A 17,578-nucleotide genomic window follows, 5' to 3' on the forward strand; every position below is an offset into this window, starting at 1 on the left:
ATATGAATCGTTTTCATTACAAAATTCTATCCGTCTTCATTATCTCACTTTCTCTCTTTACTTTCCCGACAAACGCAAAAGAATACAGCAGTGAAATAGGCACGTTGTGGAATTTTACGGTATCCAAACAAATAAATCGGATAAATCTGCAAATACAGCAAAACGTATGGACACTTGGTAAATATTACGAACGATACATGCCCATTGCGGTCGTCTCCTATACTGCCGTCCCGAAATACCTCAAATTAAATGCGTTGTACTACTATATGAATCAACAGACGGCTCCGAATATTTATAAGAATCGTCATCGTTATCAACTGGGAGCCACTTTTTCCTATCCTGTACACCGATTCTCCCTATCGCTGAATTCCCGATTTGAGTCCACCTATACCATAGGGACGGCCAAACCATCGAACAAATGGCGAAACAAAATACTTCTCAGTTACACCATACCCGACAGCCGATGGACTCCGTTTATCCATACCGATATATTTCTTTTTCTGAATGGTAAACAGTCAGGAGAATTGGATAGAATATGGTATGATGCAGGGGTAGAATATCGAATAGACAAAAAAAATTCCATCGAATGCAAAGTTCGAGAAGAACATCTCATGAGTAAGACACCCCAACAACTCAATACGTTTATCTCCTTAGGTTATAAATTGAAACTATAATCCTCCCTATTCCATCTTGCGATACACTTTGGGGAGACAGAAAAACGACTCCACAAATTCAAGGAGAAACGGCGAGATTGAAAAATCTTCGAGATTCAATCCACCCAAAACAAATCGCTCATAACATCATCGGAAGTAAAAAGACCCTTACGAGTTATGCACATGACATCGTCGGTCACCACGAGTCGCCCTGCACGGATATGAGGCAGAGCTTGTTCCAAGCAATATTGCATGCGCTCAGTTCCAAAGTCGTCTTCGAGTTTTTTCAGATTCAATCCCCAACAGGTACGAAGCGATGTAAGTATGTATTCATTATATAAACTATCGACCGTCTCTTTCTCTTCCATATATGCAACATGTCCCGTTTGCAAAGCCTCCATATATTCCGACAATGAGGAAGGGTTGATACGCCTGCTCTTCCCATCGTAGCTATGAGCCGCCGCACCTAAACCCAGATACGGTACACCTTTCCAATAAGATGTATTATGAAGTGCATAACGCCCAGAGCGGGCGAAATTGGAAATCTCGTAATGCTCATATCCAGAAAAACCCAACACATCGATAAGTGTCTCGAACATCTGTAAGGATTCTTCTTCCTCACACTCTTTCACCAGTCCTTTTTCCCTCATTCTCCACAACGCCGTACCTTCCTCATAAATTAAATTATATGCTGAAATATGCGGAACATTCAAGGTTACGGCTTGTCTCAAATTGTTCGTCCAACGTTCTACGGTCTGTCCCGGCAAACCATATATGAGGTCTATACTGATATTTTCATATCCGGCACAAAGGCAATTATCGACTGCCTCCATCGCCGCATGAGCCGTATGACGCCGACGTAGAAAAACAAGATCCGAATCGTCGAAACTCTGTATTCCCATACTTAGCCGGTTAACCGGAGTATCCTTTAATTGACTTATAAAAAGAGGTGCCACATCATCGGGATTCACTTCAAGAGTAACCTCCTTACAAACCGACCAATCGACAACTGTGGAAAGAGTTCGAAACAAACGACCTCGTTCCGACGGCGATAAACTGGACGGAGTCCCCCCTCCAAGATACACCGTAAAAACAGGTTCGTCCCTTAGCTCATGTATTCTCAATTCAAGTTCCCGACAAACGGCATCTATATAGCCACGCTTGAACGAAAAATCGGTCGAGGAAAAGAAGTCGCAATAAACACAGCGGCTTGCACAAAACGGTATATGAATATAAAGTCCAGCCATTACTCGACAAAAATACAAAACTTCGATTCATAAACAATGTTTTGTAACATAGTTCTTACCATTGCTTTTTAAAAATATAATTCATAATTTGCGAACGCTTTGTTAAAATGTAACCAAGTGTTTTTGTTTTATTAAAACTTTAATATCATGAAAGTCTATCAATCTCACGAAATCAAAAACATTGCTCTATTGGGCAGTAAAGGTTCAGGCAAGACCACCCTCGCAGAAGCTATGCTCTACGAGTGTGGTGTAATAAAACGTCGCGGAACCGTCGAAGGGAAAAACACCGTCTCTGACTATTTTCCTGTGGAAAAAGAGTATGGATATTCCGTCTTTTCCACAGTTTTTTATGCCGAATTTTTAGGTAAAAAGCTCAATGTTATAGACTGTCCGGGAGCAGACGACTTTGTAGGAAGCGCTATAACAGCCCTTAACGTAACAGACACGGGAGTAATTGTCATCGACTCTCAATATGGAGTCGAAGTAGGAACTCAAAACATCTTCCGTACTGCCGAAAATCTGAACAAACCTATTCTTTTTGCCATGAACCAACTTGATGGTGAAAAGGCAGATTACGACAATGTAATCAACCAAATGCACGAAACATTCGGTAACCGAATTGTACAAGTGCAATATCCGCTTAGTTGCGGTCCGTCATTCAATGCCATGATCGACGTCCTACTCATGAAAATGTATAGCTGGTCGCCCGAAGGCGGTACACCCACCATATCCGAAATTCCCGAAAGCGAAATGGAAAAAGCCCGGGAATTAAATCAAAAATTAGTTGAAGCCGCTGCTGAAAACGATGAGACCCTTATGGAAAAATTCTTCGAGCAAGGTTCTCTCACCGAAGATGAAATGCGGGAAGGCATCCGCAAAGGTCTCATCACACGCAGCATATACCCTGTATTCTGTGTAAGCGCATTACGCGATATGGGAGTACGACGTATGATGGAATTCCTCGGCAACGTAGTCCCCTTTGTCTCCGAAATGCCCAAACCCGAAAATACAGCCGGAGAAAAAATCGCTCCCGATGCCAATGGGCCTACAAGTATATACTGCTTTAAAACCACGGTCGAGCCTCATATCGGAGAAGTATCCTATTTCAAAGTAATGTCTGGAACCGTACATCAAGGAGACGATTTGATTAATGTGGATCGAGGCGACGGACGCGAACGTTTGGCTCAATTATTCTGTGTTTGCGGACAAATTCGTACTCCGGTAGAAGAACTTGTAGCAGGAGACATAGGAGCATCGGTAAAACTAAAAGATGTGCGCACTGGTAATACACTCAACGCAAAAGGGTGCGATTATCATTTCGATTTTATCAAATACCCAGCTCCCAAATATCAACGAGCAATAAAACCGGTCAATGAATCCGATGCCGAAAAATTAAGTGAGATTCTCACTCGTATGCATGAAGAAGACCCGACGTGGCAAATAGAACAATCCAAAGAATTGAAACAAACGATTGTTTCGGGACAAGGAGAATTTCACTTACGCACTTTAAAATGGCGTATTGAGAATAACGATAAACTTGCCGTTGAATTCATAGAGCCTCGCATACCCTATCGGGAAACAATTACTAAAGCGTCTCGGGCGGATTATCGTCACAAAAAACAATCGGGTGGAGCCGGACAATTTGGAGAAGTACATCTCATCGTAGAGCCCTATTATGACGGAATGCCAGCACCCGACACTTACAAATTCAACAACCAAGAATTCCGTATGAATGTACGCGATACCCAAACGATAGATCTTGAATGGGGAGGAAAATTGGTGGTTTGTAACTGTATTGTTGGAGGTGCTATCGACGCTCGGTTTATTCCTGCTATTGTCAAAGGATTGATGGATCGTATGGAACAAGGGCCGCTCACTGGTTCTTACGCCCGCGATGTCAGAGTTTGTATCTACGACGGGAAAATGCACCCGGTAGACTCTAATGAAATATCTTTCCGATTAGCTGGACGTAATGCATTCAGCGAGGCATTTAAAAACGCAGGACCGAAAATTCTCGAACCTATATATGATGTCGAAGTTCTTACCCCAGCCGATGTCATGGGCGATGTCATGAGCGATCTGCAAGGACGACGCGCTATTATTATGGGCATGTCTAGTGAAAAAGGATTTGAAAAAATCACGGCAAAAGTACCTTTAAAGGAAATGTCTTCCTATTCAACAGCTCTCAGTTCGATTACCGGAGGGCGCTCATCTTTCTCTATGAAATTTGCATCTTATGAGCTCGTTCCATCTGACGTTCAAGAAAAACTACTTAAAGCTTACGAGGCCGAACAGACAGACGAGTGACCGCGATTTTGTTAAATAATTAAAAAGCCATTGGTTTTTCCAATGGCTTTTTTTGCAAATAAACATTTATTTGTTAAATTTGCCGGTAAGTGTTAAACCCAACCTTCTAAATAGGTTTTCATAAAATAAAACAAAAATAGTGGAATCGGTGTTTATATAATAAATTTGTACAAATGATGTAAAAACAAATCATTTAAACACCACGACAAGTTAAACAGAAAAAAATAAAGAGGCAAACAAAATGAAAAAGTCGACAATTTGGCTACTGGCTGTAATTATGGCACTCACGTTTATCGGATTGCTTTATGTACAAATCATGTACATGGAGAATATGATAAAAATGAGAAACGAGCAATTTACCGAAGCCGTGAAAAGGAGCCTATACGCTGTATCGACAAGCCTCGAACTAGACGAGACTCAACGCTATTTAGACGAATATCTGGAAGAGGAAGAAAAGAAAATGCTCTCCTCTTATGAGCAAAAGCAAGACAAACAAGACATAGCTTCTACTCACCACCAATTTTCTATCGTATCTCCCGATGGAACGGTTGCAAGTTTTTCCTTTCGCGAACAAACCAGTACGATTATCACCCCTGCTGCTCCACGACAAAAGGAACACAATACGCTCATTAGTACATATCGAAATATGCAGGAAGCCCGTAAAGGACAATACCTTTACCAAAAAGGCTTGTTGAACGAAGTCATACTCAATATGCTGAGTAAGGCAAGTAACCGTCCTGTCATGGAACGTATCGACATCAAAAAATTGGAAAGCTATCTGAAATCAGAATTTGAAAATAACGGATTGAACCTTCCGTTCCAATTTGCCATTTACAATAAAAACGAAAAAATCATATATAGCTCCAATCAATATGATCCCAAAATTGAAGGGAATTTATTCACACAAGCAATATTTCCCAATGATCCACCGGCAAAAATAAACTACTTGAAAGTCTATTTCCCAACCAAAAGAGATTATATATCGAGTTCGGTAAAATTCATGATACCCTCGTTTGCCTTCACGTTCATTCTGTTGGTAACCTTCTTGTTTACCATCATCACGGCATTTCGGCAAAAGAAACTCACCGAGATGAAAAACGATTTTATCAACAACATGACACACGAATTCAAAACACCCATATCTACCATATCATTAGCGGCCCAAATGCTTAATGACCCCTCCGTTGCCAAAAGTCCGGCCATGTTCCAGCACATATCGGGTGTCATTAATGACGAAACCAAGCGATTGAGATTTCAGGTAGAAAAAGTCCTGCAAATGTCGATGTTCGACAGACAAAAGACGTTGATGAAACTACACAACGTCGATGTCAACGACCTCGTTGCAGGAGTCATGAGCACATTCAAACTCAAAGTCGAAAAATACGGCGGTGTAATCGATGCCGACCTCGAAGCAGAAGATGCTATTGTCTCGGTCGATGAAATGCATTTTACGAATGTTATCTTCAACCTCCTTGACAATGCCGTAAAATATCGACGGGAAGAAGAACCTTTATCTCTTTTCATACGTACAAGAACTGTTGGAGATAAGGTAGAAATATCGATTCGAGATAACGGAATCGGTATCAAACGGGAAGATTTGAAAAAAATATTCGACAAATTTTATCGCGTATCTACGGGAAATCGCCATGACGTCAAAGGATTCGGACTGGGCCTCGCTTACGTCCATAAAATCATTACCGACCTCAAAGGCGATATTCGAGTAGAAAGCGAAATAAATCAAGGGTCGACATTTATAATAACACTACCACTAATAAAAAACAAATGATTATGGAAGAAAGATTGCGTATTCTATTATGCGAAGATGATGAAAATCTTGGCATGTTATTAAGAGAGTATTTGCAAGCCAAAGGTTATGCGGCCGATCTCTTCTCCGATGGAGAAAGCGGATACAAAGCATTCCTGAAAGGTAAATACGATTTGTGCGTACTCGACGTGATGATGCCTAAAAAAGACGGATTCACGCTTGCACAAGAAATCCGTACGGTAAACGGAGAAGTTCCCATCATATTCTTGACAGCGAAATCTTTGAAAGAAGATATTCTCGAAGGATTCAAAATCGGAGCAGACGACTACATTACCAAACCATTCAGTATGGAAGAATTGGTATTCCGTATCGAAGCCATTTTACGTCGTGTAAAAGGTAAAAAAGGAAAAGAAGTTACGATGTACAAGATCGGACGGTTTACATTCGATACCCAGAAACAAGTATTGGCAATCGACGATAAGAGTACTAAACTCACCACCAAAGAGTCCGAATTGCTCAGTCTGCTCTGTGCTCACGTCAATGAAATTTTGGAGCGTAACTTCGCCCTCAAAACTATTTGGATAGACGATAATTACTTTAACGCTCGTAGCATGGACGTTTACATTACCAAACTTCGTAAACATCTCAAAGACGATCCATCAATTGAAATTATCAATATTCACGGAAAAGGGTACAAGCTCATTGCCCCAGATGTCGAAGCAAAAACCAAATAAACTACAACGTTTAGGAATATAGAAAAGGCGGCTTATTGAGTCGCCTTTTCTATATTCCCACATCAAAAGCGCCTGCAAATAATGCGATTTACTGCAAATTCATTACCTTTGTCCCGTAAACGACGAAAATAGCATCGAACAATGATACGCATTATCACATTCCTATATCAATGGCTCATAGCCATGCCCATACTGCTGATACTCACCATTCTCACAGCATTGACGACCCTTATCGGATGCCGGTTGGGCAATGGAAACTTTTGGGGATATTACCCGGCACACATTTGGTCCCGACTATTCTGCATTCTCTCTCTTGTCAAAATAGAAGTTAAAGGCCGAGAAAACATCGATAAAAACACATCTTATGTATTCGTATCAAACCATCAAGGAGCCTATGATATATTTCTCATCTACGGATACTTAAACCACAATTTCAAATGGATGATGAAAAAAAGCCTGCGCAATATACCCTTTGTAGGCAGCGCTTGTGCTGCTGCCGGCCACATATTCGTCGATAACAGTACTCCGGGCCGACTAAAAGAAACCCTGCAAAAAGCCGAAACGACATTACAAAACGGTATGTCGCTTGTCGTATTCCCCGAAGGAGCACGCACTTGGACAGGAGCCATGAGACCATTCAAACGAGGAGCATATCAACTCGCCGTTGAATTTTCCTTACCGGTTGCACCGCTCACTATCGATGGGGCATTTGCCGTTATGCCCCGTACAACCTACAATTTTAAACCCGGAAAAATCATTTTAACGATACACCCCCCCATCTATCCCCAAGAAAATAAAGGGCATGATATAGAAGACCTCATGAAAAAATCATACGCCGTCATAGAATCGGCATTGCCATTGAAAGGATAGATATGTAAAAAAAAATTAAACCGAATAAAAAATTCAAGGCTCGCAATGGCCGTCCCAAAATAAATTCGCAATTTTGCACTCGCAAAACAAATTTGTCCGGTGGTGTAATGGTAGCACTTCGGATTCTGGTTCCGCCTGTGAGGGTTCGAATCCTTCCCGGACAACAAAAAGTAAGGGGTTAGCAAAATGCTAATCCCTATTTTTATATCTATTAATCAAGCACTTATGTTATAACATACGGTCTTTGAGGCCTAATATATATAAATGGTAACCCTCATTTACTAATTTTTCGTTATTCTTATCAAATCAGAATTTAATCTAAAACTTTATCTATGACTGGTTTTATTAAAGATTCCATCACATCATATCCTTGTGAATTAGGATGCACTCCATCATTCGTGTATTTAGATAACTGATCTCCATTGGAAATACAAACCATATTAGAATAATAATCTACAAAAGGTATCTGCCTATCTTTCGCATATGTAGCCAAGCGCTTATTTAACGCTGTTATTTTTTGAGTGGCATCTTTGATAGACGGATTCCAGCTAAAACTCGAACTAGGTAAAGTCGTAGTAAGAATTACTTTTATCCCATTAGCTCGAGCCAATTCTACCATAGAAATAATATTCCCAAAAGAATAGTCTTCGTTGTAGGCCCCTGCATTCTCGGCAATATCATTAGTTGCAGCATTAATAACGACAACTTCCGGTAAAAGATTTATTACATCTTCACGGAAACGTAACAACATTTGATAAGATGTTTGTCCTCCTATGCCTCGACCCACATATCCATTCTGTTTAAAAAAGTCAGGATGTTGATTCACCCAGCCTTCCGTTATAGAATTTCCTATAAATACCACTCGTTTAGGAACAATAACAGTTACTTTCAAAAGCTTATTTTGCTCTGCATAATGCTTAAAATTAGCCCAATTTTGAGCGTTATCTTGTGAGAATGAATAAAATTCTACCATACAGAATAGAATACTTACCCCAAAAAGCAATATCTTCTTCATCATTTTCAAAATCTAATCGTCTTATTACAATTTAATACATAAACTATATATCATTCTTCTATATCTATATTTTTATCAATACTATATTGTTTAACATCTTTCATCAATGCATCTTTTTTATCTGTATCAAAATCGAAACATACACCCACCTTATTCTTTTTCTGAACGATACTCCGGTTGAGGCTGACGACAAATATGTTTCGGATCTATACTGGCATATAAATAAGAGCCCTGTTCAAAATACAACTCAACATAATCTTTCATTAAAATAGTGCCCGATTTATATTTCCCAGCAGGAATCACCACACGTCCACCTCCATTAGCAGAGCAATCTGTTATTGCCTGATTAATAGCTTCACTACTAAGGAACGAAGAATCCTTCTTTACTCCATAATCCAATATATTATATTCTCCAACATTACTTCTCTCTTGCGAATAACAAGTTAAAACCAACAAGGGAAACAAATAAACACAAACCGATTTCATAACATTCATTCTTTATCGAAAAAGATAGCACTGCACACTGGATAATCAGGATTTCCATAATGGTCATAAAAGAAACGAGTAATCCGGAATTGAACATTTCCCGACACACCAAATGATAGATAAACTCCCTCTTCAAAATTATTAAGAAGATAAGATGCTAATATTCTTTTTGTATTGACATCTATCACATCAACCACTTCCTGGCAATTTTTTTCCTTATAATCTGCAAAATATAACGACACTTTTGTATTTTCCTCCACAGTAACATCGATCAATTGATGAAGAACCGAGGTCCTAACTGCTTCAATCCGTCCTTTTCCTTCTACTTTCTGCAAAGAGACAGGTCGAGTACTATTGTTATCCAACACTTTAAGAGAATCACCTATATAGGACAGCATACAAGTTTTAGGTAATTTTGAAGAATGGCCGAATATATCATATCCCTTTTTCCCATACTTCCTCTTCCAATTGCCATGAGTTTCAACATCTTTACAAATAAACGTCGCTGTTCCCGACGGCGGATTAGAATAAATAGTCGATCTATCTGTCATATCAGTTCCAGCAGGAACTATGATCTGAGCTCTATCTGGCTCTTGCGACAGGTAAATTTGATTTTTATTTATCTTTCTACCTTGTTCCAATAATCTTAGCCCCGTAAAATCCTCATTGAACGTATAAATATCGACCTTTTCTATTCCGGTCCATTCTCTCGGGAAATACCATATCCCCGTTCTTCCTTTCACCGAATAAGCCATTATTTCGAGATGATTTACCCAAAATACAGGGACAAATACATCATGCCCTTCTTTCATCAAATATCCATCTCTATATAAACGATGAACATTGTCATTATCCCATTTACTAACAACATTATCGGATAAAGTCAATGTTATCCCTAATGTGTCCCTAGTTTCATACTTTAATCTCAACAATCGATTCAGATAAAAATAAACATATGTGTGATGTGAAAGTTCTCTCGCAACCTTGAATGGATCACGCTGAAATTGAGTATCTTCTAGTTGCACACTCGCCCCAAAAACTTGAAATCTTCGTTTTGTTAAATCTATCTGTCCCCCATACAACTCGTCATGAGTACCATCTCTACCACCACATGCAATATAAGGAGCGACTTCCATTTGATTAATATTCAACGAAGCCCACCAATCCCATGTAACTCCCAACGAACACACTCCATAAAGATTGGTATCGGCATATTCACCGATTAACTGAATACCATATTCGGTTTTCAAATACTCCGCAGCCTTCTTTATAGCCGATATCTGATCTTCTTTTGTCACATAATGATATAAACTAGGTGGATACTGTGTCTCATTATCGAAATATAGTACTCCGGTTTCTTTAACCAAAGGAACTTGTTCTATAAAAGCATCGATCCGTTGCTTAGTCACCCCAGCATTCCATTCATTTACCATATTGACGAAATAGCTCTGACGATTCCACCAAACATCGCCTTTCACCAAAGATCCATCGGCATTTCGACATAACAAATCTTTCTTCACATACATATCCCACATAGGCGAATCCATATAAGCGTCAAATGGATTTACATGGAAAGTACAATTCGTATTATATTTCTTCGCTTCATTCATCAGCCATAATAAAGCATCCTTCCCCTTTAATCCGCCAGGCGCGTACAAAGTAGAATCAATTGGCATCCACCATGGATAAGTATGATCATGGCCTCCCTGTTGAAAACCACCCAATATCACAACTTTGGGTAGACCACGAGAAATACAGTCTATCTGTTGCAAATATTTAGCGACCGCCCCCAAATCCAAATTATGATGATCATCTTCCAAAGCACATCGTAACATGATTTTAAACGTCAAAGTTTGAGATAAATCTCTCTTATATGGATAAAGCGGATACTGGTAATCTAGCCCAATAGGGTGCATCGATAAGGGTGATAACAACAGTAAAGACAACAATAATATTTTTACAGATTTCATCTTTTTTATTTTAATAATTAATCATTTATAAAATTGGCATAATTCTACATCTAATTCATTCCCAAAAGACAGTTTTATCTGCATACGACCTTTTTCCTTAAAACCGACCTATCTGTTACAAGAGATACAATGCAAACCCCATTTTGACTTCCCAATTCACCTTTATCCAAACAAACTCGCACTCGGTTATCAGAAACGTCAAATACCTTATCATATAATAAATTCCCTGCTATCGAATGTATCTGGATATGTACTTTTGGAGAAGTAAAAACATCAGCCTCGATTGTCAAATCATCTCGAAATACAGAAGGATAACACCTCAGATTATCCTCCTTCCAACGAATATTCTCTTTACCCGATACCCCTTCTTCATCTATAAATACTGCACTACATACCGGATAATCGGGATTTCCGTATCCATCATAAAAGAAACGAGTAAACCGGAACTGTAAATGTCCCTTTACATTATATCTCAGATATATTCCCGACTGAAACGAATTGATTAATTTTGAATGCAATATTCGCTTTGTCACGGCATCGATAACATCAACTACCATTTGGCAATTTCTGTCTTTATAATCGGCAATATACAACGAAAGCATTCTTTTTTCAGCCGTTTGCACATCGATTATCTGATGTAACTTCGATGTCCGTACCGCCTCTATTCTTTTCCCATCTTCCTCAGGAGTCTGTAATGCTACCCGACGAGAACTATTTGTATTATACACATCGAGATTATCACCTATATATCCCAATTGAATACCATCTGACAACACTTTCGACGCTCCGAATACATCATAACCAAGGCTGCCATACTTGTCTTTCCAATTCCCCTGTGTCTCATAATCTTCCCCTAAAAAATCGATCTCTCCAGAAGCCGGATTATCATAAATCGTTCCGTCATGAACATCGGTTCCAGCAGGGACCAATATTTGGGCCACTCCAGCTTCAAGATTCAAATCGATTTGATTATCTGTAATTGCAATATTCGAATCTTTTAATTCAAGGTCATAATAAGAAGAATTAAACTCATATATATCAACTGACTCTATACCTTTCCATTCTCTCGGCAAACTCCACTTACCCCGTCTTCCTTGATATGAATACGCCATAATTTCAAGATGATTTACCCAATATACCGGAATAAACACATCATAATTTTCTTTCATGAGTTTTCTATCCCGATATAGTCTATGAACATTATCACCTTCCCATTTGCTATCCACACTATCCGAGAGAGAAAGAGTCATTTCATATCCATTTGTGCTTAAATTTTGTCTCAATAAACGATTCATATAAAAATAGGGCAAAGTATGATGTGTAAACTCCCTTACCACTTTCGAAACATCTTGTTGAAATTGAATATCCTCTAACTGGATACTCGAACCAAAAACTTGTAATCTCCGTTTACTGATATCATTAGTAGCACCTAATAAATCATCGTGACATATATTACGTCCTCCACAAGCTACATATGCTGGAACCTCCATCTGATCGATATTTAAAGAGGCATTCCAATCCCACGTTACACCTAAACAATCAAACCCATACAAATTCACATCTGCGTACTCTCCTATCAACTGTATATTATACTGTTCCTTTAAATATTCAGCAGCTTTTTTTATTGCAGTTATCTGGTCGGCACGAGTCACCCGATGTTTAGGACTGGCCGGATATTGAGTCAAATTATCGAAATATAAAACTCCGGTTTCTTTAACCAAAGGTAATTCATTTAAAAATGCATCTATACGTTGCTTTGTCACCCCAGCATTCCATTCATTTACCATATTGACAAAATAGCTTTGGCGATCCCACCAAATATCACCCTTTACCAAAGAACCGTCTGTATTTCTGCACAACAAGTCATTTTCTTCATAAAAATTCCATTTTTCTGAATCCATATATGCATCAAACGGGTTCACATGGAAAGTACAAGTCGTATTATATTTTTTAGCCTCTTCCATCAACCATATCAAAGCTTCTTTCCCTTTCCTACGACCCGGAGCTGTAAAACTATCATCTACCGGAGCCCACCACGGATAAGTATGATCATGTCCATTCTGCTGGAAACCTCCTAACACAACGATCTTGGGAATTCCTCTTGTAATACAATCTATTTGCCTTAAATAATTAGCAACCAAAGACATATCCAAATTGGATATTTGATCAGGAAGAGCACAACGTAACATGACTTTAAAAGTCAATGTCTGAGACAAATCTTTCGAATAAGGATATAACGGATAATTGTATGTTAGCCCAGCCGAATTAACTTGTGATAAAAACAACGAAAGCCCGACAAAAAAGCCGACTACAATAAATTTCAATTTATTCATAATTAAACAATTACATAAAATACAAAACCTGTGTCACAGAGACACTTTCACTCAATGACACAGGTTACAAAAACGAACTTATCTCTTAACTATACGCGATGTTACCACAATCGCCCCATTATGAAGTGATACAAGATAAGTTCCATTTCCCAAATCAGAGAAGTTCAACAAATTATCTCCGACACCTAAATTTATCCTTTTTACCAATGATCCATCAATAGAATAAACACAAAGCGTACTTGTTCCGGCAAAAGGATTCGTTACGACCAATTGTCCGGTAGTCACCGATGGATACACATTCAACTGAGCTTGTTCCACAGCATCGATACCCGATCCGTCTCTATATTCAACAGCTCCTATTGATGGGGATGCTGGACGCATTCTTCCTGTTTGGTCCTCTGTATTGGAAGAATTCGGAGATCCGTTTCCTACGGCAGGATTATTTTCACCCGTTAATAAATGAACATACTGCCCATCCACTTCTGCAATAGGAGCTAAATAAGTACCAACTGTGAATGGACTATCCAACGGATAGAACCGGCCCTCACCATATCGAGTATCGTCCCAAATACAATAGTTACGCACAAAAGAACCAAAAACAGTACCATAATCAACATCTTTATCTCCATTTTCCACGTAAATACAATTATCAAAATCTATTGTCGCAGTTCCTCCCGATATATACATGGCATTCTGTCCATCAGCCGAAGAATTACCTACAATCGTACAGTCATAGATACTGATAGATGAAGCTCCTTCCCAACTACCATCAATAATACCGCCATTCGTCGGAGAGGAATTACCACTAATCGTCATATTTTGACACGTATAAGCTGCTCCCTGAAAAGCAATCGCTGTGCCTGTATTATTTACAATGGAAACATTTTTCATTAAACCGCTCGATCCCCAACCTATACCGGCGATAGATTTTCCAGAATTTCCTGTAGCATAGCAATTGGTTACATTTATTTCTTCACCCATTTGAACTTTAAAAATAACCCCATTCTGCCCGGCTGCACTTTTATTATTCGTATATATACAATTACTTATAGCCCCTACGCTTCCATCGAACCAACCTCCGGGATGAGCGTTAATTTCATTGCCGTTAAAAACACAGTCGGTAATTGTAAACGTACCATCTAAACGAACTGCTCCAGCTCCACCTCCTGTATTTTTATCGAATGTACAACCTTCTAATGATTTATTCGAATAAACGCCGACTCCGTCCCAACCATCGTTCTCTATAAAATCACAATTCCTAACAGTCATTTCACTTCCGGCATCTTGTTCTTCTGCATAACATAATATACCAGCCCCATTACTACTACATGAATTTCCTTTAAATGTACTTTCTGTTGCATTGACTATCATACTTCCAAAACATGCTATCGCACCTCCACTACCTCCAAAATTTCCCTCGAAAGTACTGTTTTCTACATCTACGTCCCAATTATAGGTGAGGACTCCTCCCCCGTTCTGGCCACTTATATTATTAAAGAACGAGCAACTAGTCAAAGTTAATTTGGGATTTGCTGACTGATCGGGTTTCTGCAACTTAATAGCACCACCCCATTTTGCTTTGAATCCATCAAATACACAATTTATAAGTGTTAATCCACTTCCAGCAGGAGAAGTTGCATCGGGAATCAGAGTACCACCCAAAACAACTATCGCCCCGGCACCGCCAGAAAAATCACCCATATAATCGTTATCAGGTCCCGACATCCGCCCCGTAGCGTGACGGAAAATAAAGCCATCAACTACGATATCCTGCTCGCCCAATAAACCATAAGCAATCGTATAGACCGTATCGGTATCATTAATAGCACCATCTAATATAGTCTCATTTTCTTGTACATTCCGTTCCGCTCCACCGGTAGATGGATAACCACCTAAAACCGTAACACCGCCTGACAACTTAAACCGCTTCTCTATATTGGGTGCGGTAGAATTACCCTTGTAATCTACTGTCGGTTTATAAACTCCGGCTCCGACATGAACCGTCGTCCCGGCAGAAGCATTATAGAGAACTTCTCCCAAGTCGTTTTTTGCATTAGCCCAATCACTACCACTACCATTTCCTGCTCCGGAAACCGTAACATACACGTCTGTCGCAAATACATTCATCGCAACAAGACTCAATGACGAAATCAGTAATTTTACCTTTTTCATGATAAATCTTATTTTTAAGGATTAGTATTAAATAATTAAAATCATTCAATTGATTCGGGAAATTATAGCAGACCAACCTCCGCCCGGAGCCATCGTTACTTTCAATTTTTTCCCGGACACGATATTTTGTTCCTCTATTTTGTAATCGTTTCCGTTCCTGTCGGCATTTATCCCGTCCTTGAAAATTTCAGCTTTCCACAGTCCCTGGCTTAAAAAAGAGAAATCCAAAGATATTTCCCGCTTATCCCAATTCGTGATAGCTCCAACATACCACTTATCACCTTTCCGTCTCGCAACCGCCGCATATTCACCGACTTTCCCCGCAAGGGAAACGGTTTCATCAAATACCGTAGGAAGTTGTGCTATATAATCGGTTGTCTCCTGTTCTTTTCTATAATTGTTAGGGCTATCGGCCATCATAACCAACGGAGCTTCAAACACTACATACAAAGCAACTTGATGCGCACGTGTACCTTGACTCATAGGTGTTCCCCAAATGCCTTTATAGCTTTCCCTGTTAGCATTGACCATCGCCCCCGGCGTATAATCGACCGGCCCAGCCAGCATCCTCAAATAAGGTATGGTCACATCATTTCGAGGCATATCAGGATAATCCCCTTTCAAATATTCCAGACCATAAACGCCCTCAAAATTGATAACATTCGGGTAAGTCCTCTGTAATCCCGTAGGCTTATAACACCCATGCAAATCAATAAGCAAATGATATTCAGCTGCTTTCTTCGCCAACCGTGTGCAAAAATTCACTACACGTTGGTCGTCCCTATCCATGAAATCCACCTTGAAACCTTTCACTCCAAGGTCGGAATAGTGTTTCAACGCTTCGTCCATCTTTTGGTCCAAAGGCAACCACCCTGCCCACAACAAAATAGAGACATTTTTCCGCTTCGCATATTCAATGATTTCGGGAAGATCGATATCCTCTACGGGAGTCATAATATCGGTACTCATTGCCCACCCTTCATCTAATAACACATATTCTATTTTATTTTCAGAAGCGAAGTCAATAAAATATTTATAAGTTTCAGTGTTTACTCCCGCTCTAAAATCTACGCCATATATGTTCCATGCGCACCAATAATCCCATGCCAGTTTGCCCGGTTTTATCCAAGAAACATCGTCCACTTGACAAGGTGTCGCCAGTTTATACACCATATCGCTGTTCAAAAGGTCTTTATCTTCCTCGGCTATAATCACGGCTCTCCACGGATAGAACCTTTTTCCGGTCGTTTCCGCCAGATAATCGGCTCTTTCCTCGACAAGAGCTTGCAGGTTATTATGACCTCCTTGAACCTCTTTCTTTACAAAAGGAGCAAAATCGCCCGTCAATCGAGTATCTCCCGTCTTCTTCAAAAACATTCCCGGGTAGTCGATCAAATCAGCATCGGTAATCGCCACCTTTATTCCGTTAGGCATCCCCACGAGAATGGGAGCGAAAGCCGGCCAAAAATCAGACATACCTTTCAAATTAATCGTTCGATACTCATTTTCAAAAGACTGAGAATAAACATCTTTCTCATTGGCTCTCACATACCCTACCGTCACATCGTGGTCTTCACCGGCAAAACAAAACTCGGCTTTTTCAGACTGCACAGCTACCGGCTCTTTCGATTTAAAATTTGTCTCCCAACGATAGGCCACACCATCGTCATATGCTCGGAAGTACAAATTATAATTTCGAAATTGCATTTTCAATTCATTATATCGGTCTATCACCTCTCTCTTTTTATAAATAACAGCATCGATAATCTCATCGACCTTTTCGACAGAAAACTTTTTCAATCTAGGATTACGGCCTATCGCCTCTCCATTCCGAAAGGTCATCGAAATTTCAGACGGAGCTATAATTTCGGTATCGGCAAAACAGGCACTCCACGCAATCACGGAGTCGATGCTCACCGTAACCGATATTTTGCCATTCGGCGAATCCACAAACAACTCTTTCGCCCCCACGCACATGGGGAAAAATGCCAGCATGGCAAGTCCTATCGATAATACTTTTTTCATA

General features: G+C 39.7%; 12 protein-coding genes and 1 tRNA gene. 6 read left to right on the forward strand and 7 right to left on the reverse strand.

The genetic code is table 11. The features are described 5' to 3' along the window. Positions 1-2 precede the first annotated feature (2 nt). Positions 3-674, forward strand: coding sequence for a DUF2490 domain-containing protein (locus NBH06_RS05240; protein WP_021892661.1), 672 nt, complete (start codon positions 3-5; stop codon positions 672-674). 95 nt (positions 675-769) lie between these two features. Here the strand turns inward: NBH06_RS05240 and hemW are convergent, their stop codons facing one another. Then, a complete protein-coding gene (gene hemW / locus NBH06_RS05245) occupies positions 770-1,900 on the reverse strand; it encodes a radical SAM family heme chaperone HemW (RefSeq protein WP_250793132.1) in 1,131 nt (376 codons plus the stop codon). A 147-nt stretch (positions 1,901-2,047) separates the two neighbouring features. Between hemW and fusA2 the strand changes: the two genes are divergently transcribed. The 5 genes from fusA2 (at position 2,048) to NBH06_RS05270 (ending at position 7,740) form a co-directional block, all read left to right on the forward strand. Continuing rightward, the gene (fusA2, locus tag NBH06_RS05250) at positions 2,048-4,207 is read left to right on the forward strand and encodes an elongation factor G2 (protein ID WP_195331801.1); all 2,160 of its coding nucleotides are present in this window, start codon (positions 2,048-2,050) and stop codon (positions 4,205-4,207) included. Positions 4,208-4,448: 241 nt separating this feature from the next. Continuing rightward, entirely contained in the window at positions 4,449-5,993 is a 1,545-nt protein-coding gene (locus tag NBH06_RS05255) for a sensor histidine kinase (RefSeq protein WP_008861621.1), read from the forward strand. Between the two features lie 2 nt (positions 5,994-5,995). Continuing rightward, a complete protein-coding gene (gene rprY, locus NBH06_RS05260) occupies positions 5,996-6,706 on the forward strand; it encodes a response regulator transcription factor RprY (RefSeq protein ID WP_008861620.1) in 711 nt (236 codons plus the stop codon). A gap of 141 nt (positions 6,707-6,847) precedes the next feature. Then, positions 6,848-7,576, forward strand: a complete 729-nt coding sequence (locus tag NBH06_RS05265; RefSeq protein WP_250793134.1) for a lysophospholipid acyltransferase family protein — start codon at positions 6,848-6,850, stop codon at positions 7,574-7,576. 93 nt (positions 7,577-7,669) lie between these two features. Continuing rightward, positions 7,670-7,740 (forward strand) — tRNA-Gln (locus NBH06_RS05270). A gap of 149 nt (positions 7,741-7,889) precedes the next feature. Here the strand turns inward: NBH06_RS05270 and NBH06_RS05275 are convergent. From NBH06_RS05275 to NBH06_RS05300, 6 genes are all read right to left on the reverse strand, one after another. After that, positions 7,890-8,549, reverse strand: a complete 660-nt coding sequence (locus NBH06_RS05275) for a GDSL-type esterase/lipase family protein (protein ID WP_250793368.1) — start codon at positions 8,547-8,549, stop codon at positions 7,890-7,892. A gap of 192 nt (positions 8,550-8,741) precedes the next feature. Continuing rightward, a complete protein-coding gene (locus tag NBH06_RS05280; RefSeq protein WP_250793137.1) occupies positions 8,742-9,077 on the reverse strand; it encodes a glycosyl hydrolase family 28-related protein in 336 nt (111 codons plus the stop codon). Between the two features lie 5 nt (positions 9,078-9,082). Further along, positions 9,083-11,047, reverse strand: coding sequence for an endo-alpha-N-acetylgalactosaminidase family protein (locus NBH06_RS05285; RefSeq protein ID WP_250793138.1), 1,965 nt, complete (start codon positions 11,045-11,047; stop codon positions 9,083-9,085). Positions 11,048-11,121: 74 nt separating this feature from the next. Beyond that, on the reverse strand, positions 11,122-13,380 hold the full coding sequence (locus NBH06_RS05290) for an endo-alpha-N-acetylgalactosaminidase family protein (RefSeq protein WP_250793139.1): 2,259 nt from the start codon (positions 13,378-13,380) through the stop codon (positions 11,122-11,124). A gap of 78 nt (positions 13,381-13,458) precedes the next feature. Continuing rightward, entirely contained in the window at positions 13,459-15,552 is a 2,094-nt protein-coding gene (locus tag NBH06_RS05295) for a right-handed parallel beta-helix repeat-containing protein (RefSeq protein ID WP_250793140.1), read from the reverse strand. Between the two features lie 45 nt (positions 15,553-15,597). Continuing rightward, positions 15,598-17,577: a retaining alpha-galactosidase gene (locus NBH06_RS05300; RefSeq protein ID WP_195632469.1), complete on the reverse strand. Its 1,980-nt coding sequence runs from the start codon at positions 17,575-17,577 to the stop codon at positions 15,598-15,600. Position 17,578: the final 1 nt, after the last annotated feature.

The organism is Barnesiella sp. B2-R-119, from assembly GCF_023656675.1.
Taxonomy (GTDB): Bacteria; Bacteroidota; Bacteroidia; order Bacteroidales; family Barnesiellaceae; genus Barnesiella; species Barnesiella intestinihominis.

Coding starts and splice junctions, on each gene's coding strand:
- NBH06_RS05240 (WP_021892661.1), top strand. CDS start 3: ATGAATCGTTTTCATTACAAAATTCTATCCGTCTTCATTATCTCACTT.
- hemW (WP_250793132.1), bottom strand. CDS start 1,900: ATGGCTGGACTTTATATTCATATACCGTTTTGTGCAAGCCGCTGTGTT.
- fusA2 (WP_195331801.1), top strand. CDS start 2,048: ATGAAAGTCTATCAATCTCACGAAATCAAAAACATTGCTCTATTGGGC.
- NBH06_RS05255 (WP_008861621.1), top strand. CDS start 4,449: ATGAAAAAGTCGACAATTTGGCTACTGGCTGTAATTATGGCACTCACG.
- rprY (WP_008861620.1), top strand. CDS start 5,996: ATGGAAGAAAGATTGCGTATTCTATTATGCGAAGATGATGAAAATCTT.
- NBH06_RS05265 (WP_250793134.1), top strand. CDS start 6,848: ATGATACGCATTATCACATTCCTATATCAATGGCTCATAGCCATGCCC.
- NBH06_RS05275 (WP_250793368.1), bottom strand. CDS start 8,549: ATGGTAGAATTTTATTCATTCTCACAAGATAACGCTCAAAATTGGGCT.
- NBH06_RS05280 (WP_250793137.1), bottom strand. CDS start 9,077: ATGAAATCGGTTTGTGTTTATTTGTTTCCCTTGTTGGTTTTAACTTGT.
- NBH06_RS05285 (WP_250793138.1), bottom strand. CDS start 11,047: ATGAAATCTGTAAAAATATTATTGTTGTCTTTACTGTTGTTATCACCC.
- NBH06_RS05290 (WP_250793139.1), bottom strand. CDS start 13,380: ATGAATAAATTGAAATTTATTGTAGTCGGCTTTTTTGTCGGGCTTTCG.
- NBH06_RS05295 (WP_250793140.1), bottom strand. CDS start 15,552: ATGAAAAAGGTAAAATTACTGATTTCGTCATTGAGTCTTGTTGCGATG.
- NBH06_RS05300 (WP_195632469.1), bottom strand. CDS start 17,577: ATGAAAAAAGTATTATCGATAGGACTTGCCATGCTGGCATTTTTCCCC.